We start from the raw sequence: 19,147 nt of genomic DNA on the forward strand, positions 1-19,147 counted from the left end.
CGAGTACGATCAACACATACGCAGGAGCGAAAACTATCCCAACCCAGTCCTCTCCGCCGGTGAAAAGAACGACCCAAACTGCGGCCCCTATATAGACGAAGAGAAAAGCACCGACGCAACGGAGAACTGTACTAGTATCCATCATCGCTTAGATTCGGACTCGGAGAAGGAACGTATTTTGGCAGGATCGACGCGAAATTCGGAATCCGGTGCTGCGAAACCGATAGCAATGGTGGAAAACGGCGATCGTACGCTCTCCGATGGAGCTCGTTTCGGGGAGGGGATCTCTAAACGGACCGAGCGTACGAATCAGCCGCTCGAGCCGCCTGCCTCGCGATCCGAATCGGCTCCGGACGGCCGCCCGCGGGCGTGAACGCCCGAACGACTTCGTCGGCGTCGGCGGGCTCGAGACCCACGCACCTCACGTAGACGGTCTCCTCGTTGATCGTCAGTTCGTGTCGCTCCGGTAACGCCCGGTAGGTCTCGAGTCGTTCCTCGAGTTCGGCTCCCGAAAACGCGTCGCGAAGACCGGGCTCGAGGCCGCCGCTCGCTTCGAACGTAACGGCGAGTACCGGTCGGTCGACTGCGCGGTGTATCGTCGAAAGATCGAGAAGGTTGTACCAGGCCGGGGCGACGGCGCCGAGCAGGACGTACCTGGCGTCCGGTCGGCCGAGGTCGTCGATCAGGTCAATGACGGCAGCGGTTCCGTCGGTACCGCCGACGCGACAGGAGCCGTACGCGAGCCCGTCGAACACGCGATCGGCGCGAACGACGGCGCCGGCGAGCGTACTTCGGGTTCGGCCGCCGGTCCAATCGTCGCGGTACGATTCGGCGATGCCCAGCGCCCGCACCCCGGACTTCATCAGCCGTCGTCTTCGTCGTCGCTGTCGTCTTTGATGGCTTTAAGTCGGTCGAGCAACTCGTCGCTGGACGCGCCGTTTTCGAATTCGATCGTTCCGTCGTGGCTGTTCTCTTCCGATGTCACTGCGTCCTCGTCGTCAAAGTCAGCGTCAACGTCCTGCTGTTCGGATTCATCGTAGCTCCCGAATCCCATACGGTGTTACCTACGAGAGTCCGAGTAAAAAAATCAGCGGTAATAGCGGTCTCAGCGGTCTCAGAGTTTTCAACGAAACTATAGATCTCGAACTATACCCAATGCTGGGATGCTGTGAGTACTGGTGATTGACGTAACACGCCGCAAGAACTCGTTAAGCAGATTCTCAAATATGGCGATATACTGATTAATTGGGTACTTCTTCTCGGAAGTTATGTGTTACCAATACGCATTCTCAAGATTCAGTTGGGTCCTCCACCACATTACTTACTAATGCTATGTTTATTATCAAAACTTTCATGACAGTATAATCGTGCACGGCTGTTCCATTCGATGGGGTGCAAGAGAACTGCACTCAGGGAGAGAACATGACCAAACTTGATGGGGAGACACCAGAGGAATCGTTCGACAATCTGAGTGACACAGTAGCGCGATTTGAACGGCGGCCTGTACTAAAAGCATTGAGCGCGGGGGCCGTCGTATCACTGGGAAGCGGTATCACGGCTGCGTCCGGCGACGACGACCAAGATGGTGGAGATCAGCCCTCCCAACAGATTGACCCTCAGTTCGGGTATTCGACAGCTGACGCCGCTAACATTCCCGACGGTCTCGCGCCAGATCACGAGGTTGAACTCCACACGAATGAGCCAGCGGATCCACAGAATCCAAGTCGGCCATTGTTCTTTCACTTTGAGCCGAGCGGAATTCACGTGGACGCTGGCGATATCGTGCAGTTCACTCTCGTATCCCCTGATCACTCGATTACGGCCTATCACCATGGTATGGGCTTCCAACAGCGGGTGCCCGACGGAGTGCCACCGTTCTCGTCGCCAGTGCTGAACGTTGGTGGCGCTTGGCTCTACGAATTCACCGAATCAGGCGTGTACGACGTGTACTGTGGGCCACACCACATTCTCGGGATGGATATGCGGATTGTCGTCGGAGATCTCACAGAAGAAGACCTCCCCGACTACGTGGAGACGTTCGAAGGGAGTGAGGACCCGCCACTCCTTCCACCGTTCAGCAAGGAGTTCCTCGAACACGAACTCAATGCACCCAGCGACGAAAACGAGGGGTGTGAGTGGACCTGGGTGACGCCCCAGGAGATACTCGGCGCGGACTCACTGGATCCGCTGTCGATTCAAGACCGAGGGGCAGTCCCGTTCACGGACGTCCTCGCCGATATCGACCGCTTCGCGGACGTGACGCTGGAGCACGGTGACGCCGGTGAAGCCGATGAAGACGCTGAAGCTACGGCGACCGTTCAGGTCCGCGACCACGCGGAGTACGGAGAGATTCTAGTTGGTCCGGATGAGATGACGTTGTATATGTTCGTCCCCGACGCCGAAGCGGGGGGTGAAAGCACCTGCTACGGGAACTGTGCCGTGACCTGGCCGCCGCTTACAGTCGATGGCGAGCCTACTGCCGGCGACGGCGTGACAGCGCCCCTTACGACAATCGAACGACAAAACGGTGAGATGCAAGTGGTTGCAAACGACCGGCCACTGTACCACTTCACTCAAGACGAAGAACCGGGCGACGCCACCGGACAAGGAGTCAACGAGGTGTGGTGGGTGCTCGATCCGAGCGGCACTCCCATCCAATCCGGCTAACAAAAGACTCTGGCTCTAACAGGTTATTTTTCGTTTCGACATCATCGGCTGATCGCGGTGACCACCCTCTTTCGTCGGGGTATCGGTGAGTGCCTTCGACGCTCGCTTCAAGCCCCGACAAATCCGATACCTCCAAAAGGCCACCTTGTGGTTTTTCACTCCGCTCCAGCGGATAACCGCTCGCTCCGATCGCAGATGCGTGGGCTCTTCCGCAATGTCGCATTCGCATCTGTAGTTACCGAACTGGACTGCTCAGTTTCGCACCAAATTCTGAATAAAGAGACCGTCTTCCCAACTACTGCTGGACGAATATCACTCGAGAATCGATAGCGTCCGTAGGGGGCTCTCGGCGAGAGTTCCTGCGGTAGCGATGCCACCGTTTTTGCCGTCGGCCCGCAAGTGTCCCCGTATGGAGGTTCACCACGTCACCGAGGACGCGGAGACGTTCACGTGCAACGCCTATCTGGTCGTCGGCGATCGGACGACGCTGGTCGACGCCGGTGCAATGGATGGCGTCGTCGACGAGATCCGCGAGCACACCGACGACCTCGAGGCCGTCGTCATGACCCACCAGCACGGCGATCACGTCGCCCAGCTCGAAACAGTCTGTGATGCGTTCGATCCCGAGGTGTACGCCTACGACGATCACCCGACGCGGACGCACGAAATCGACGACGGCGATACGGTCCGGATCGGCGACGAGGACTTCGACGTCGTCTACACGCCGGGACACGCCGACGATCACGTCTCGTTCGTCTCCGATTCGTCGCTGTTCTCCGGCGACGTGGTCGTCCACGACGACGGCGCGTTCGAGTACGGGAGCTTCGGCCGCACCGACATGGCCGGCCAGTCCCGCGAGCGACTCATCGAGAGCATTCGGGACCTGCTCGAGCGCATGCCCGACGGTAGTCAGTCTGCCGGCGTCGAACACATGTATGCGGGCCACGGCGGCGTCTTCCACGGCGACGTGCGCGACGTAGTGGCGACGGCGCTCGAGCGAGCCGAAAAGCGAGAACCGAAGTATCCCGACGAGTAGCAGCCGTTTCGACCGTCCGCGGTTCGGACGGCGTCGTCACTGGAAGACAGGAAGCGGAAGAAAACGGATCGATATTGGAGATCCGTCGCGGTCGATTATGCGGCGCGTGCTTCCTTCGCCTTGGGGCGAAGCTTCTTGTAGCCGCACTTCCGGCATCGGTTGGCTCGCTTGGAGTTGCGAGCGTTACAGCGCATGCAGATCATCTTCTCGAGCGTTCGTTTCTCAGCGGCATCGAAGCTGGCCATACCCCGCCTTCGCCCGTGGTGCATTTAATCGCTGTGATCCGACTGGCGCGGTTCGACTCTCACAAACGGTCGCGGACGGGTGGCGATACGCTGTCCGCTGGGAACTGAGGACGGGAGTCAGTCGCCACCGTCGATCCGTCATGCCGTACTCCGTCACTCTTCGTCGGCTAGATAATCCTCCTGCACCGCGACGACCTCGCTCGAGTCCGTACACTCGCTGTAGCGGCGGAGCGGTTCCTCGTTGAGCGTCAGAAAGGTCTCGCCCCAGCGGAACGGCTCGAGGAGGTCCTCGGCGCGCTCCCACTCGTCGAAGATGCAGCACGCGCCGGCGAGCGCTTCGACGGTGGTCAGCCGAAACGGCCGACCGTAGTTGATCGGATTCGCGGCGACGAGGAAGGGGAGCGCCCGGTGGACCCCGCGCATCTCGAACGACGCCGCTTCGGCGGATTCCCACGAGCAATCGAGGGCGACCAGCGTCCCCAGCCCCTCCTCGAGATCCGCCGGCGAGAGCGCCTGCTCGGCGTGGGGGTTGAGGACGACCCCGTAGGGCACCTGCCCCATCGACCGATAGAGGGTCGCTTTATCGAACTTCTCGAGGCGACGCGCGGTACACTTCTCGGGGTCGTCGTCGCCCTCGTAGTAGACGTGACACTCCACGACGGATGAGAGGAGGAGCCGAGAGAAAAGCATACGGTTCGAGGACCGGAGTCGTACGTTTTTGCCGGTGGCGACGAATGGAGTGGTATGGATACGGAGTCGGATGCGAGAGACGACTCGGACGGCGATATGCGCGCCCTCGTCCGGCGATACTACGACGCACTCGACGACCACGACTACGACGCGCTCGAGGAGACTCTCTCACCGGAGTTCGTCCAGCACCGTCCGGATCGGACGTTCGAGAGTCGGAACGAGTTCGTCGAATTCATGCGCGAGAAGCGACCGAACCCGGACACCAGTCACGACCTCGAGTCGGTGATTGCTGAGGACGGTCAGATCGCGGTGCGCGGCCGCGTCATCGAAGCGGGGACGACGCTTTTCGAATTCGCCGACTTCTTCGAAACCGACGGCGGACGGCTGGCTCGACTCGAGACGTACTCGCGGTGACGACGAATGTAGTGTCGTGTCGTGCGGCCGGCGATGACGGCGGGTACGGTATCGTGCGTCTCGTGTGCGAGTTCTCGAGCGGGATCTAGTGACTCCCGTTTCGAGTATGGACACGGGAGAGTGTCCTGCGCAAATTCTTCCAGGATAGCCAACCAATCTACGGACATGGTTCACTGCCCCGAATGCGACGCAACTCTCTCGGAGAAGACCGATGTCGAGTTCGTCGAAATGGATGCCACGACCGGTTTCTTCGCGGCGTCGAAGCGGTTCTACCTCGTCGCGTGCACCGAGTGCGGCGCGGCGATTGGGAGCGGCGTCGCCGGCGCGAAACACGAGCCTTCCCACGGCGAATCGAACCCTGCGGCCAAACGGGTCGCGCCGGAGCGTTCGACTCACGCCGAGCAGTTGTTCGGTCCCAATTCGAGTTCGACCCGTTCTTCGGGTGGAACCTCGGCTACGCCGCGGTTGTACTCGATAATTTCCTCGTAGTTCGACGGCTTCTCGCCGGCATCAGCCATGCGCTCGACGAACTCGTCCTCCTCGAGTCCGAGCAGGTCGATCCCCGTCCGCGCAGCGCGGATCGTCGTCCGGATCGGCTCGCCGGGTGCACCGTGTTCGAACTCGCCGTCGGCGGTGACCGTCACGTGTCCCGGAAGAACGACGACGCTCTCGGGTTCGGCCAGAATCGTCCGGTGGAGCGTCTCGTAGAGCATTCGAGCCCCTCTCTCTCCCTCGCCCTCGCTCGCGGTTCCACCGCTCGCATCTTCCGAGGCACTGCGTGCCTCGCTCTCCCTGAACTCGAGTTCCGTCCGCCCCGTCGAGTCGACGTGCAGCGTGTCGGCGGTCAGCAGCGCCGCGTCGTCCACCAGCAGATTGATCATCTCGCTGGTGTGTCCCGGCGCGGCTACCGCCTTGACCTCGCGCTCGCCGACCGAGAGTACCTCGTTGCGCTCGAGCGGCGTGTACTCCCGTTCGACGTCGCGCTCGCTCGCGCGCTCGCTGAGGTAATACGGTACCTCGAGGTCGTCCGCCAGATCGCGACCGCCGGAAATGTGGTCGGCATGTACGTGCGTGTCGATCACGCCGGTAACGGTCAGACCGGCCTCCTCGGCCGCGGCCGCGTACTCGTCGGTGTCCGCGGTCGGATCGATGACGAGGGCCTCGCCCGTCTCCGCACAGCCGACGACGTAGCCCAGACACCCCTTCGCGCGTCGCTGAATCTGGACGATCGTCAGCCCGTCACCGGCATCGATCTCAACTCGGTCGTAGACCCCGCTCCAGCCCTTCATCCCGCCGTCGACGGCCGCCACCTCGTACTCGTTGGTCGCCGACTCGAGGCGCGTCGCGAGATTGCCCGAGGAGAGCCCCTTCGCACAGACGGTGATGACGCGGTCGGCGTCACCGACGACGGTCTTGAGGTCCTCGAGTCGGCCGTCCAGTTCTTCCTCGGGACCGAACGGAAAGTGGAGCGCGCCCGCGATGTGCCAGGACTCGTAGCTGTCTTCGGGACGGGTATCGACGAGCGCGAAATCGGCGTTCTCGTCTTGCAACTCTGCGAGCCGTTCGGGCGAGATTGTGGTGACCATACACGACCGTACGGCGACGAGGGACCTAAATACTGAGTCGTCAGTTGCCAGGGTCGTCACCGACAGCGCGGCAGGTGCCAGGATTGCCATCGACTTCGCGACAGCTGTTTCGACGCGGCGTCGACCGGTTACAGTTCACGGCCGCCGAGAGCGTTCATTTAACTGATACGCCGTTCAACCGTCGGGTATGGCTCTGTCAAATTTCGTCGCCGCCGTCATCGCCGTCTTTCGTCGTCGCCCGGGTGATCTCCTCCCCCTGTACCTGCTCGGCGTCGCGATTCCCGCGATCGTCCGCGTCGTTCCGTTTCTCGCGATCGGCATCGCGTATCTCTTCCTCTCGAGGTCCGGACGCCTCGAGGCGATCCGAACACACCTCGTCGAACTCGATCCCCCGCCGAGCCCCGACGCCGATCCCGAGGCGTTCGACGCGTGGGCGAGCGGCCTCGAGCCGATCTTCGACCAGCTGGTGACGCTACCGCTAGCGGTCCTCGCCGTCGTGACGATCATCGCGAGCGTCCTGTTGTTCGTGGTGCTGTCCGCCGTCGTCGCCGCCGGCCAGCTCGCGGCCTGTTACGGTCGGCTCCGTGACGAGCGCGGCCTGATCGCCGGGATCGACGGCGTTCGCCGCTACTGGCTTCGGTTTCTCGGCCTGTTCCTCCTCGAGGGGCTGTGCTGGGTGGCGGTACTCGGTGCCATCGGCATCGGAGCGACGCTGTTCGGCGGCATCGTCTCGCTTGCGACGGGGTCCGCGGCACTCGCTCTCCCCGTGGTCTTGCTCGGTGTGTTCGTCGCGTTCGTCGTCCTACTCGTCGTCCGCGCGTTGTTCGCCTTCGCGCCGGTCGCGGTCGTCGTCGACGACGCGGGCGTGTTCGGATCGCTGCGGAGCGCCGCGGGGTTCATTCGCGCGCAACCGGTGGAGGCGGCCTTTTACTACGTGATCGCGATCGGGATGCTGGTCGGACTGTCGACGCTCACCGGACTGTTCTCGCTCGTCGACGTCGTCACCGTCGGCTCGCTGGTCTCCGCGCTGGTCGCGATGCCGGCCCTCGATCTGCTCAAATCCGCCGTCTACTGCGGCTATCGGGACCGATTGAATCCGCCGGAGCCACGGACGCGATCCCTTCGGGACGGGGTCCGGGCCGGACTCCGCCGCGGCTGGCGCGAGATGGTGTCGTTCGTCCGGGCGCGGCCCGGGACGCACGCGTTCGTCCTCGGCCTCGGTCTTCTCGGATTCTGGATGGGGTGGGCCGCCGCCGGACCCTACGTCGGGACGTTTGACGCGTCGATCGCGGCTCGCCTCGAGGGCATCTTCCCGCCGACGATGGCGGCCAACCTGTTCGGCAACAACTGGTTCGTCGCGCTCACGACGGCCTACGCCGGAGTCGCGCTCGCGGTCCCCGCGATCGTCTCGCTGCTGTTCAACGGCGTCTTCCTCGGGATCATGGCCCGCCTCGAGGTCGATCCGCTGGAACTCGCCGCGTTCGTCGTTCCCCACGGCGTTCTCGAGATCCCGGCGATCCTGATCGCGGGAGCGCTAGGGGTGTCCGTCGGCGTCACCGCGTGGCGGACGTGGCGGGGTCGCGCGAGTCGAACGGCTTTCGCGGACGCGCTCGAGCGGGCGTTCTGGGTGTTGATCGGGATCGGGATCCTGCTGGCGATCGCCGCGGTTATCGAGGGGTTCGTCAGTCCGTTCTACTATCGGCTCTTTCTCTAGCGAAGCGCCGTTCTCTCCGAAGACCGTTCGATACGTCTCTCGTGCGAATGGAACAGTGGGTTCTGCTAGTACTGAGTGAGATGAAGCGACCTGCTAGCGTGGCAGCAGGGGATCGCCACGCCCTCCCCAGCCGATTCGCTCACTTCGTCTGCTCACGGCCGCTGCGCGCCCGTTCGCATGGTATGCGGGACCTCTGGTCCCGCACTATTCGCTCATCCCTCGCACAATATCATCGGCCGCCTTCGCTAACGCTCAGACGGCCGACAGCGCGCGCCACCGCACGTCGGTTGATCAGACTGAGCGAGATATAGTGTGAGAGGTTCCCACGCCACTATTGATAGGCCTCGAACTCCTTCCCGAACATCAGGAAGTAGGCGGTACCGACGAGCCCGATCCCCGTCGCGATGGTGAACGCGACCGTCGGATCGCCGGCGAACACCTGCGTGCCTGTCAGCGGGTTCGAGAACCCGTCCCACAGCAGTCCGCCCAGCGCCGCGCTCGGGATGACGATCAGGTTCCGCAGGAGGTAGTACGCGCCGGTCACCCGGCCGCCGGCACCCCGTTCGGCCGGGCCGACTATCAGCGCCTTGTGGGCGGGCAGCCCCGCAAACCGCAGCCCCGAGAACGCGAAGAGGGCCGCGAGGACCGCCGCGTCTTCGGGCGCGTTGATCAGCACAATCGGGAAGATCGCGTAGACCGCGAACCCGAGCGTGACCACCGGTTTGAGGCCGACGCGTTCGGCTGCCTTCGCGACCGGAATCATCGTCACCAGGGCGACCACCATTTCGATCCCCAGCAGGATCCCGAAGTACGACTGTGGCGAGAGGTCGACCGCGCCGACGGCCGGCAGGGAAACGGAGAGACCGACCTCGAGAAACCGCGTGACGACGATCACGAAGAAGACGTAGACCATCCCGTTCGCGAACCGGACGAGGGTATCGCCCACGAGCAGGGGTCGAAGCTCGTCGGGCATCGCCCGGAGGTCGGCGATGAGCCGTGACGCTCCCTCGAACTCCGTGCCGAAATCGTCGTCCGCGGACCGATAAAGGACGTGCTGGACGACGGTCCCGAAGACGCCGAAGACGACGGCGACGAGCAGGATGAGCTGAAACGCGGTCACGATCTCGCCGTCGCTCGAGCCGAACGGAGAGAAGAGCGCGGCGGCGAGCAGCGGGCCGACGAGGAAGGCGGTGCGGCGGAACGTCTCGGTGCTCGCGAAGCCGGCGGCCAGTTTCGAGGGCGAAACGGACTGCTTGACGATGGCGAACGTCGCCCCGAGCCCGAACGACTTCCAGGCCTGCGAGAGCGCCAGTCCGACGAAGATCGCGACGATGGCCAGAGAGGTCGAGCCGATCGAGACGCCGGCGAGCGCGGGCGCACCGAGCCAGATCCCGAAGCCGAGCGTCGAGCACAGGCCAAACGCCGTCAGGGCGTACCGCGAGCCGATTCGATCGGAAATCGCTCCGCCCGGATAGGGATAGACGGCGCTGATGACGTTCCCGAACGTCCCGAACAGCCCGACGACGAACACGGACGCGCCCAGCGCCGACATGTACTCGGCCATGTATCGGCTCGTCATCTGGAAGCCGAGACTGAACGCGAACATCGCCACCGAGAGGACGAGCACGTCCCGCTCGAGCGCGAAGAACTGCCGGAACGGATCCAGCGGATCGGCCTCTTGATCCGTGGACTCCTGCTCGAGGCTCATGCGCGTCGCTTCGCAGGCCGACGGCTTGAAATTTGATCCGTCGGCCGACGCTGGCGCTGCCACCGACGCTGACAGCGTGGGATACGACAAAGGGAAGGGCTCATTAGCCAGTAGTGTGAGATCCAGCACATGGCTTCGTGGAAGCGGGATTTCGCGAGCGGGCTCGTCGTCCTCGGTCCCATCCTCGTTACGCTCTACGCGATCTACTGGCTCTACGGACTCGTTGCCGGGCTGACGCCCGGTCTCATTCTCGATTCTGGCGCGCTCACGCCGCTTATTCCCGGCTCGAGCGATCAGGCCGTCCAGACGCGCGAGCAACTCGCGCAGTTCCTTCGCGTGATCGTCGCGTTGACCGTCTTCGTCATTCTCACGTTTTCCGTCGGCTATCTCATGCGGACGACCGTCGGCGGGCTGGTCGAACGGCTGGTCGACAACATCGCGAACCGCGTTCCTGTGATTCGCGTCGTCTACAACGCCTCGAAGATGGCCGCCGAGACGGCCTTCGGCGAGCAGGATTCGCTCCAGAAACCGGTCAAGATCGAGACCTGGGAGGGGCTACGGATGACGGCGTTCAAGACCGGAAAGGTGACCGGCGACGGCCGCGAGGTACTCTTCTTGCCGACCTCGCCGAACATCACGACGGGGTACGTCGTCGAAGTCGAGTCCGACGAGATCACCGAACTCGACGAGGATGTCGAGGACGCGCTCACCCGCGTCCTGAGCGCCGGCTTCGGCGACGCCAACCACCGCGGCATGGACGCCGGCATCTCCATCGACGTTATCGACGACGCGAAAGCGAACGAATCCGACCGCGCCGGAACCGACCGCGCCGGAACCGACCGCGCCGGAACCGACCGCGCCGGAACCGACCGCGCCGGAACCGACCGCGCCGACGACGACTAACACCGACCTTTTGCTCTGCGCTCACTCCCGTCGGTCGTTCGCTCGGCAAAAGGTCGATCAAAAGCACTCCTCCTTCCTTTCCGCTCGTTTCTCTCGCTCCAAGTCAGTCGTCGGCCCGCTCGCTCCCTGCGGTCGCTCGCGGTGAGTGTCGGTTGACCGCCTGCCCTCCCCCGAGTCGCGCGCCTCTCGCAGTGCTCGAGGCGCGCTCCCGGCCACAGCACGCAATCGTGCACAGATCAGTAGAAGAATCCGGTTCACTTCGTCCTGAAGTCGCTATCTCGAGATCGATCAGACGCGTTGCTGTCGGGAATCAGCTCTCCTTACACGTCGACGTACTCGAACCACTCGTCGTACTCCTCGGAGCCTTCCTCGACGATCTCGAAGAATTTTTGCTGGATCTCTTCGGTGACGGGGCCGCGGGAGCCGTTTCCGATGACAACGTTGTCGACTTTCCGGATGGGCGTCACTTCGGCCGCGGAGCCGGTGAAGAACAGCTCGTCGGCCGTGTTGAGTTCGCCGCGCGAGATCGAGACGTTGTCGTGGACGGTGTACCCCAGATCCTCCGCGATCCGAATGACGGAATCTCGAGTGATGCCGTCGAGGATCGACTCCGAGAGCCCGGGCGTGTAGAGTTCGCCGTCGCGCACGAGGAAGACGTTCTCGCCGGGGCCCTCCGCGACGTTCCCCTCCTTGTTGAGGACGATGGCTTCCGCGTAGCCGTTCCGGCGCGCTTCCTCGCCGGCGAGCATGCTGTTGACGTAGAGACCGGTGGTCTTGGCGTTCGTCGGAATCTGACTCGAGGCGTGTTTTCGCCACGAGGAGATCATCACGTCGATGCCGTTCTCGAGGGCCTCCTCGCCGAGGTACGCACCCCACGGCCACGCCGCGACGGCGGTCCGGGTCGGGCAGTCCTCGGGACTGACGCCCAGCGAGTTGTAGCCGTAGAAGGCGATCGGCCGGATGTAACAGGAGGGAAGCTCCTGGCGCTTGATGAGCGCTTTCGTCGCCTCGGTGAGTTCCGCTTTCGTGTACTCGATGTCCATCTCGTACGGTTTCGTGGACTGGAACAGGCGCTCCAAGTGTTCCTCCCAGCGAAAGAGCGCCGGTCCGTTGTCGGTGTCGTAACAGCGCGCGCCCTCGAAGACGCCCGATCCGTAGTGGAGTCCGTGCGTGAGCACGTGGATCTGCGCGTCGTCCCAGTCGACGAACTCGCCGTCCAGCCAGATCGTGTCGACGTCCATCTCGTCGAATCCCATGATCGGGAGTGTTGCAAGCCACCGTACTAAGTGTTCGCGGTTCCGCTCGAGGAACCGGTCTACCGGGAACTTCGCGTCGTTCTCTCGGAACGTCGACGGTGCGCTCCGATTCGAAACGACGGCGACTACCGACAGCGCTCGAGGACCTCGCGACCCTCGAGGTAGGCGAAGCCGTGGCGGTCCGCGTAGGCGCGGGCGTCGGCGGGCGAAAGCGCCTCGCCGGTCTCATCGTCGAGCATCTCGCAGACGACGACGGCGGGCGACAGGTCGGCGGCCTCGGCCAGGGCGACCCCGAGTTCCGTGTGGCCCTCGCGCTGGACGAGCAGGTCCGGCGCGGCCTTGAGCAGGTGAACGTGGCCGGGGACCCGGAACTCCGCGGCGAACTCGGTTTCGTCAGGTGTGGCGGCGGCGTCGCCGAGCGCCCGGATGGTCGTCGAGCGATCGTCGTCGGTGATCCCGGTATAGGTGTCCCGGTGGTTGACCGTCAGCGAGAACGACGATCGGTCGTCGTAGCCGAGTTCGTGGTCGGCCGTCGCGGGGTGATCGATCACGTCCGAGTAGAACGGGAGGTCGAACGCCTCCGCGATATCGTGGCCGAGCGCGACGCAGACCAGGCCGCCGGCGTCGTTTCGCAATCGGGTGACGGCCTCGGGTGTCACGCTATCAGCGTGATAGATCAGGTCCGTCTCGCCCTCGCGGTCGGCCGCGTCGTGGACGAGAATCGGCTCGCCCGCCCGGAGCGACTCGAGGGCGTGCTCGAACGAGTTCGCAGGCGGATCGACGCTCGAGTTCGCCCCGGTGTCGGCGTTCGTTCCACCGTCGGCATTCGTTCCGCCGTCGGCATTCGACTGCGGACCGGCGTGGTGCCCCGTCATTCGCGATCCCCCACGGAGACGGTGACGTGATCGCCGTCCTCGAGGGAGAGTTCCTCCCGGAGTTTTTCGGGGGCGATGACCTCGAGTTGGTCGTCGTCGTGGTGGGTGCGTTCGGGGGCGATGGTGTAGGCGTTCTCGTAGGTCTCGCCGTCGGCGGTCTCGATCGTCGCGGGGTAGCAGACGGCGGGGCCGTAGGTCCGCTCGTCGGACTCCCAGCCGTCGATGGGGACGGGTTCGAGCGAGGCCATGGCGCTGCGCCGGCGGACGCTGTCCTCGCGGAGGTCGACGTTCAGCGTGCCGGGGAAGGGCTCGTAGCCGAGTCGCTCCTCGAACTGGCGTTGGTAGCCCGACAGCGAGATGTAGTGTCGACCTTCGCCCATCCCGCTGGTGACGGTCCCCTCGAGGCCGATCTGGGAGTCCGTCTCGAAGATGCGACGGTAATCCTCGTACTCGGCGTGGAGCGCTCGCTCCCCGATCTCCGTGATCGCGACCCACTGGCCGTCGCTGACGGTGTCGCGCTCGAGCAAGTCGGCGCTCTCGAGGCGCTGGAGTCGTCGCGAGGCGGTCTGGTTCGACGCGTCGAGGCGCTCCGCGAGGTGAGAACAGGAGATCTTGACGTCGCCCTCGAGTCCGCCCTCGAGCGCGAGGAGTTTGAGCACGGCGAGTTCGTCGTGCCCGACGGCGGACTCTGCTAGCACTGACATACACGCATCTATACCGTAGCCCCGTAAAAGTATACCGAATGTGGCATGCGTAACGGAACTGTGATGATGTTCACGACCGTTTATCGCGTACTCGGAAATGACCGACCGGGTGGAAAAAGCCACCGGTCCGATCGATACCGCTCGAGTGCGTTGGATCAAGTAGCACGTTTCGTCCCCACCGTATAGCCGATTTCTTCGCAGTAATCGCTTATACGGTCTGTTGGATTACAGCGCAAGATGACCTTCTCTACGTCATGACTTTCGTAGAATAAATAAATTAACTATTTCTATCTTTTATAATGCAAGGAGACCGGTTTTACCGTAGAATATAGAGCGTATAGGTACATTCGCATGAAACGTTTCTTCGAGGCCCTGTTCGGGCTGATCGCACTGACGGGCCTCCCGTATCTGATCTACCTCGTCGTGTACTACGTTCGGCGGCCAACGGGGACGCCCGCCGACACGTGGCCTCGAGAGCCGTCGGTGAGTATCGTCCTCCCGACGTACAACGAGGCCGCCATCGTCGAGTCGAAACTCGAGGAACTGGTCGAACTCGACTACCCCATGGAGAACGTGGAAATCGTCGTCGTCGACTCGAGCGACGACGGGACGGCGGAGCTGGTGGAGACCTTCTTCGCCGGCCGTCAGGAGCCGAAGCTGACGCTCATCCGGGAGGACGAGCGGCGAGGACTGGCGACCGCCTTGAATCAGGCCTACGCCGCCGCGGCGAACGAGGTCGTCGTCAAGACTGACTGCGACTCGCGGCTCGCACCCGACGCGGTTCGAACGGCGGTCGCGAACCTTGCCGATCCCGACGTGGGAGCGGTGACCGGCCGCAACGCCGAGGTCATCGGCGATAGCGAGGTCGAACAGGGGTATCGCGACATCCAGACGATGATCCAGATCCTCGAGTCCCACATCGACTCGACGCTGATCTTCCACGGCCCGTTCTCGGCGTTCGAGCGCGACGCAATCGTCCCAATCGACGATGACTCGATCGCCGACGACACCGAACTCGCGCTCAAAATCCGGCGAAACGGGGACCGGGTCGTCTTCGATCCCGATATCCATTACAGGGAGGCCGCTCACTCTGAATTCAGTAAGCGCCGGGAGCAAAAGGACCGCCGCGCGATGGGGCTCCTCCGATTGCTGTGGCGACAGCGCGACGCACTCGGCCGCCACGGGGCCTACGGCCGCATCGTCCTGCCCTTCAACTGGTGGTTCATGGTCGTCTCTCCGTGGCTCGTCGCCACCGGAATCGCCGTGGCCACGATCGGGTCGCTGGCGGTCGCCGGGCCCTTCGGGCTGGCGACTCCGGCCGGCGTTCTCGCCTTTACGGCGCTGGGCTCGCGCGATGCGCTCGGGCCGCTCCAGCCGCTGTACTCCCTGTTCGATACCCAGATCTCGCTCCTTCGGGCGAGCGTCTCGCTCGTCCGCGCTCGAGTCGCCAGCGACGAAGCGAGCCACGACGGCACCTGGTCGCCCGACGAGGAACTCCGGGAGGTGTTGCAGTGACGGACGTCGCGATCCTCCACGATCGCTTCCCCGGCATCGGCGGCGGCGAGGAGTTCGCACTCGAGGCCGCCCGGGTGCTCGACGCACCGATCTACACCGCCTACGTCGCCGAGGGGACCGACATCCCGGACGACGTCGACGTGATCCCGTTCCGGCAGGCCAAGTACACCTCGCTGCCGTGGCGGCCCTTCCTCGAGTGGACAAACGAGGGAATGAACCCCCTCGAGACGCTCAACGTCGCGCTCGATATGACCGACGCCCACCCGGATCTCGCGGCGTACGACGTGATCCTCGAGAGCGCGCCGCTGTCGAAGTACTACGTCCCCGATGTCGGTCAGCGGATCGTCCACTATCCCCACAGCCCGCCTCGGTGGCTGTACGACCTCTATCGCGATCGACTCTCCTCGTTCGAGTATCCGTTCGTCGAGACTGGGATCAAGGCCTACGCGAAGGGGTGGCGGGCGCTGGACAAGGAGGCGAACGACTACGTTGACCGCTTCGTCGCGAACAGCGAACTCGTCCGTGATCGGATTCGACGGTTCTACGACCGCGACGCCACGGTCATCTATCCGCCGGTGACCGGCGACTGGCGCAACGACGGCGACGAGGGCTACTTCGTCACCTGGTCTCGACTCGCCCCCGAGAAGCGGATCGATCTGATCGCGAAGGCCTTCGCCGGACTCGACGAGCGCCTCGTGATCGCCGGCGACGGGGAGCAGCGCGAGCGACTCGAGGAGTTCGCGTCGAACTACGACAACATCGAGGTTCGGGGGTACGTCGAGGACATCGAATCGCTCGTCGCGCGGGCGACCGCGGTCGTCTACGCCCCCAAACAGGAGGACTTCGGCCTCGTCGGGGCCGAGGCCATGATGTCCGGCAAGCCGCTGCTCGGCGTGAACGAGGGATTCACGCGGTACCAGGTACGGGGCGGTCGAACGGGATTGCTCTTCGAGCCGACGGTCGCATCGATCCGGGACGCGGTTCGGCGGTTCGATTCCGACGACTACGATTCGACGGAGATTCGGGCGGCTGCGAGGCGATACGAGTACGATCGGTTCGCCGAGGGGCTTCGCGACGTCGTCGAGCAAACGGCTGCCGCCGACATCGAGACACCGGAACGCAAAGCACAGCGGCAGCCGGAGCGCCCGACCGAAGCGAGACGAACCGCGGACCAGCAGCGCATCGAGGAGGCATCACAGCCGGTCGACGACGCCGACGAACCCCCCGATCTCGAGGAGGCGACGGATCGATGACGGCGAGCACGACCGCTCGCGGTCGAGGCGGCGACTCGAGCGGTGCTAGTCGAGACAGTGATTCAGTGGGACAGACGGGGACGGAGACGCCGCGTCCGCGGCGCGCTGCGACGAGCGACCGGTGTTTGCTCTATCAGAACAGCGACGCACACCCCGCACACCGCGTCTTTGCCGACGCCGTGAACGCCGACCGTCGTCACTTCGAGACCGGCGCTCGAGCGCCCGAACCGAACGGAAACACCGAGCGGACCATCGATCGACTTCGGACCGCAGGGACGTTGCCGGCGTACGATACCGTCATCGCGGAGGGGAGCGCGCCGCTCCAGACCGGACTCGCGTACAAACTGCGGCGGCCGGGAACGACCCTCGTCTATCTCGCCGCAGACGAGACGTTTGACACCCTTTCCGAGCGGCCGACGCGACACCTCTGGCGCGGTCTCAGACCCCTCTCGAGCCGGCTGCTGGACGGCGTGATCGCGGTCGGTCACGACGTCTACCGCTGGGCGCGGCCGTACATCGGCGATGTCCCGGTCGCGTACGTCCGGCCGCCGATCGTCGCCGAGAAGTACGAGCGACTCGCGTCGCTCTCGCCGAACTCGCCTCAGGATCCGTTCACGATCCTCTCGGCGGGCGAGGCCAAACCCGCGAACGGCTACGACCGACTGACTCGAGCGGTCAGACGGTTTGCGAGGACCGTCGACGCCGACGTTCGACTGGTTGTCCTCGGCGAGGGCCACGAGGTGGAAGCGTACGCGGACAGATCGCACGTGATCACGCCCGGATTCGTCGATCTGGATACCTTCGCTGACTGGTTCGACCGCGCGAGCGTCTACGTCCAGTCGTCGCGGGGCGACGCGTTTCCCGTCGCGGCGCTCGAGGGGATCCTGTCGGGGACGCCGACGATGGTCACCGACGCGACCGGCGTTCGGGAGTTACTGCCGTCTCGACAGGTCGTTCCGCCGACCGAGGCGGGCCTGCTCGAGGGTCTGTTTGACAGCTTCGAGCGGGCGCCGTCGGAGCGCCGAGCCGTCGGTCGCGAGCAGCGAAGCCTCGTGACCGACCTGACCGAATCGAATCAGGGCGACCGATTCAGCGCCGCACTCGCGCAATTCACATGACCGGGGCCGACCGACCGGACCGACCGAACATCGTCGTCGTCTGTCTCGACACCGTCAGAAAGGACGTCTACGACCGAGACGCGACCCGACTCCGGGAACTGGCGTCCGTCCGCTTCGAGGGGATGCGGGCGCTCGCGGGCTGGAGCGTCCCGAGCCACGCCGGGATGCTGACTGGCTCGGTCCCGTCGGAAACGGGCGTCCACGCTCACCAGCGCCGGTTCGACCCGATCGACGTCGCGGACACCTGGATCGCGCCCCTCTCGAGGGCGGGATACGAATCGGTCTGCGTCACGTCGAACATCTACGCTAGTCCCGTCTTCGGGTTCGACCGGTTCTTCGACCGGACGGTCCCCGTCTCGCCGAGTCGCAGGCTGCCAGCGGGGATGGACGTTCAGCGACACATCTCCAATCGATCGACCGAGGGCATGGAGGCTTACGCCGATTTCGTCCGGCAGGCCCTCGACCACGATTATCCGCTGCGATCGCTGGCCAACGGCGTCCTCCTCAAACTGGACGACGTGAGTCGGAAGCTGCCGATCGAGAAGCCGACCGACTTCGGCGGTCGGTCGATCGCTCGAGCCCTCGAGCGCGAGGTCACCGAGCCAGACGGGCCGGTGCTCGCCTTCGCCAACCTCATGGACGCCCACGGCCCCCACACCCCGTTTCGCGGGTTGGACGACTCGATTCACGGCGTTTCCGCGGCGTTCCACTCGAGTTCGTTCCGGGACTCGGACGTGAACGCCGCGAACGGTCTCGGCGAGTTCGAATCGTCCGTCGAGCACGTCCGCCGACTGTACGCCGCGACCGTCGACTACCTCGACCGGCTCGTCGCCGACCTCGTGAGGGCACTGGAGACCGGCGACGACCGCGAGTCGATCCTGATCGTGACGGCGGACCACGGTGAAAACCTCGGCTACGAATCCGACGGCTACCTCATGAACCATATGAGCAGCCTCTCGGAGGGGCTGTTGCACGTTCCGTTCGACATCGTTTCTACGAGCGACCGCGCCCTCGAGGTCGCGGAAGAGACTCCCGTCGACGTGGACGGGCTCAGTTCTCACGCCGATCTCGGCGACGTGATTCGCGCGCTCGCGAGCGAGGAGCCGTTCGATCCGTTCGCGTTCGAACGCGAGCGCGCTCGAACCGAGATCGTCGGTTCGGGCTCCGGGATCCCGGAGGACGGAGACGAATCGTACTGGGACCGGGGACAGCGGGTGCTCTATCGCGGCGATCGGAAGTACTACCGCGACCAGCTCGGCACCGAGGCGGTGTACGATGTCTCCGGCCCGCCGTCGAAGCAAGTCGAACGCCCCGACGAGACGGTGCCCGATGGCCTCTTCGAGTCCGCCTTCGGCGATTGGATCACTGACGAGGAGCACGATGAGTCGGCGTTCGCCGAGGAGGTAGACGCGGCGAGCCGCGCGCGACTCGAGGATCTGGGATACCTATGAGCACGAATTCGA

The 19,147-nt window shown here is 64.1% G+C and carries 18 protein-coding genes; 9 read left to right on the forward strand and 9 right to left on the reverse strand.

Features of this window, described 5'->3' with window-relative positions; all coding sequences use genetic code 11:
- Positions 1–287 precede the first annotated feature (287 nt).
- Together CP556_RS13360 and CP556_RS13365 are read right to left on the reverse strand one after the other, a co-directional pair.
- A complete protein-coding gene (locus CP556_RS13360) occupies positions 288–863 on the reverse strand; it encodes an endonuclease dU (RefSeq protein WP_098726076.1) in 576 nt (191 codons plus the stop codon).
- Positions 863–1,054 (reverse strand): DUF5786 family protein, encoded by a 192-nt coding sequence (locus CP556_RS13365; RefSeq protein WP_098726077.1) that lies wholly within the window; start codon positions 1,052–1,054, stop codon positions 863–865. Before CP556_RS13365 ends, CP556_RS13360 begins: the two co-directional genes overlap by 1 nt.
- A 368-nt stretch (positions 1,055–1,422) precedes the next feature.
- On the opposite strand from CP556_RS13365, the gene CP556_RS13370 reads away from it, so the two are divergent.
- The gene (locus tag CP556_RS13370) at positions 1,423–2,667 is read left to right on the forward strand and encodes a plastocyanin/azurin family copper-binding protein (protein ID WP_098726078.1); all 1,245 of its coding nucleotides are present in this window, start codon (positions 1,423–1,425) and stop codon (positions 2,665–2,667) included.
- A 409-nt stretch (positions 2,668–3,076) separates the two neighbouring features.
- The gene (locus tag CP556_RS13375) at positions 3,077–3,703 is read left to right on the forward strand and encodes an MBL fold metallo-hydrolase (RefSeq protein WP_098726079.1); all 627 of its coding nucleotides are present in this window, start codon (positions 3,077–3,079) and stop codon (positions 3,701–3,703) included.
- Between the two features lie 95 nt (positions 3,704–3,798).
- On the opposite strand, the gene CP556_RS13380 is transcribed toward CP556_RS13375, so the two are convergent.
- Positions 3,799–3,948 carry a 50S ribosomal protein L40e gene (locus CP556_RS13380; protein WP_098727401.1) on the reverse strand — a complete coding sequence of 50 codons (150 nt, stop codon included), beginning with the start codon at positions 3,946–3,948 and terminating at the stop codon, positions 3,799–3,801.
- Positions 3,949–4,101: 153 nt separating this feature from the next.
- Complete coding sequence (locus CP556_RS13385; protein ID WP_098727402.1) at positions 4,102–4,605, reverse strand: DUF367 family protein; 504 nt, start codon at positions 4,603–4,605, stop codon at positions 4,102–4,104.
- A gap of 87 nt (positions 4,606–4,692) precedes the next feature.
- Here CP556_RS13385 and CP556_RS13390 point away from each other — a divergent pair, with 87 nt between their 5' ends.
- A complete protein-coding gene (locus CP556_RS13390; protein ID WP_098726080.1) occupies positions 4,693–5,052 on the forward strand; it encodes a nuclear transport factor 2 family protein in 360 nt (119 codons plus the stop codon).
- 392 nt (positions 5,053–5,444) lie between these two features.
- Here the strand turns inward: CP556_RS13390 and CP556_RS13400 are convergent, their stop codons facing one another.
- Entirely contained in the window at positions 5,445–6,638 is a 1,194-nt protein-coding gene (locus tag CP556_RS13400) for an MBL fold metallo-hydrolase (RefSeq protein ID WP_098726082.1), read from the reverse strand.
- 187 nt (positions 6,639–6,825) lie between these two features.
- Between CP556_RS13400 and CP556_RS13405 the strand changes: the two genes are divergently transcribed.
- A complete protein-coding gene (locus CP556_RS13405) occupies positions 6,826–8,352 on the forward strand; it encodes a stage II sporulation protein M (RefSeq protein WP_098726083.1) in 1,527 nt (508 codons plus the stop codon).
- A gap of 331 nt (positions 8,353–8,683) precedes the next feature.
- Here CP556_RS13405 and CP556_RS13410 read toward each other — a convergent pair whose 3' ends face one another.
- Positions 8,684–10,060, reverse strand: coding sequence for an MFS transporter (locus CP556_RS13410; protein ID WP_098726084.1), 1,377 nt, complete (start codon positions 10,058–10,060; stop codon positions 8,684–8,686).
- A 129-nt stretch (positions 10,061–10,189) separates the two neighbouring features.
- Here CP556_RS13410 and CP556_RS13415 point away from each other — a divergent pair, with 129 nt between their 5' ends.
- Positions 10,190–10,963, forward strand: coding sequence for a DUF502 domain-containing protein (locus tag CP556_RS13415; protein ID WP_255291456.1), 774 nt, complete (start codon positions 10,190–10,192; stop codon positions 10,961–10,963).
- 320 nt (positions 10,964–11,283) lie between these two features.
- Here CP556_RS13415 and CP556_RS13420 read toward each other — a convergent pair whose 3' ends face one another.
- The 3 genes from CP556_RS13420 to CP556_RS13430 all read right to left on the reverse strand — a co-directional run bounded on the left by CP556_RS13420 (position 11,284) and on the right by CP556_RS13430 (position 13,798).
- Positions 11,284–12,219 (reverse strand): branched-chain amino acid transaminase, encoded by a 936-nt coding sequence (locus tag CP556_RS13420; protein ID WP_098726085.1) that lies wholly within the window; start codon positions 12,217–12,219, stop codon positions 11,284–11,286.
- 125 nt (positions 12,220–12,344) lie between these two features.
- Positions 12,345–13,094 carry a 3,4-dihydroxy-2-butanone-4-phosphate synthase gene (gene ribB, locus CP556_RS13425; protein ID WP_098726086.1) on the reverse strand — a complete coding sequence of 250 codons (750 nt, stop codon included), beginning with the start codon at positions 13,092–13,094 and terminating at the stop codon, positions 12,345–12,347.
- Positions 13,091–13,798 (reverse strand): DUF120 domain-containing protein, encoded by a 708-nt coding sequence (locus tag CP556_RS13430; protein WP_098726087.1) that lies wholly within the window; start codon positions 13,796–13,798, stop codon positions 13,091–13,093. Before CP556_RS13430 ends, ribB begins: the two co-directional genes overlap by 4 nt.
- A 351-nt stretch (positions 13,799–14,149) precedes the next feature.
- Here CP556_RS13430 and CP556_RS13435 point away from each other — a divergent pair, with 351 nt between their 5' ends.
- From CP556_RS13435 to CP556_RS13450, 4 genes are read left to right on the forward strand one after another with little or no spacing between them, the layout of a single operon-like run.
- Positions 14,150–15,313, forward strand: coding sequence for a glycosyltransferase (locus tag CP556_RS13435; RefSeq protein ID WP_098726088.1), 1,164 nt, complete (start codon positions 14,150–14,152; stop codon positions 15,311–15,313).
- Complete coding sequence (locus tag CP556_RS13440) at positions 15,310–16,566, forward strand: glycosyltransferase (RefSeq protein WP_098726089.1); 1,257 nt, start codon at positions 15,310–15,312, stop codon at positions 16,564–16,566. The genes CP556_RS13435 and CP556_RS13440 overlap by 4 nt, the downstream gene beginning before the upstream one ends.
- Positions 16,563–17,684, forward strand: a complete 1,122-nt coding sequence (locus tag CP556_RS13445) for a glycosyltransferase family 4 protein (protein ID WP_098726090.1) — start codon at positions 16,563–16,565, stop codon at positions 17,682–17,684. Before CP556_RS13440 ends, CP556_RS13445 begins: the two co-directional genes overlap by 4 nt.
- Positions 17,681–19,135 carry a sulfatase-like hydrolase/transferase gene (locus CP556_RS13450; protein WP_098726091.1) on the forward strand — a complete coding sequence of 485 codons (1,455 nt, stop codon included), beginning with the start codon at positions 17,681–17,683 and terminating at the stop codon, positions 19,133–19,135. Before CP556_RS13445 ends, CP556_RS13450 begins: the two co-directional genes overlap by 4 nt.
- The last annotated feature ends 12 nt before the right edge of the window (positions 19,136–19,147 follow it).

This window comes from Natrinema sp. CBA1119 (genome assembly GCF_002572525.1).
Lineage (GTDB): Archaea > Halobacteriota > Halobacteria > Halobacteriales > Natrialbaceae > Natrinema.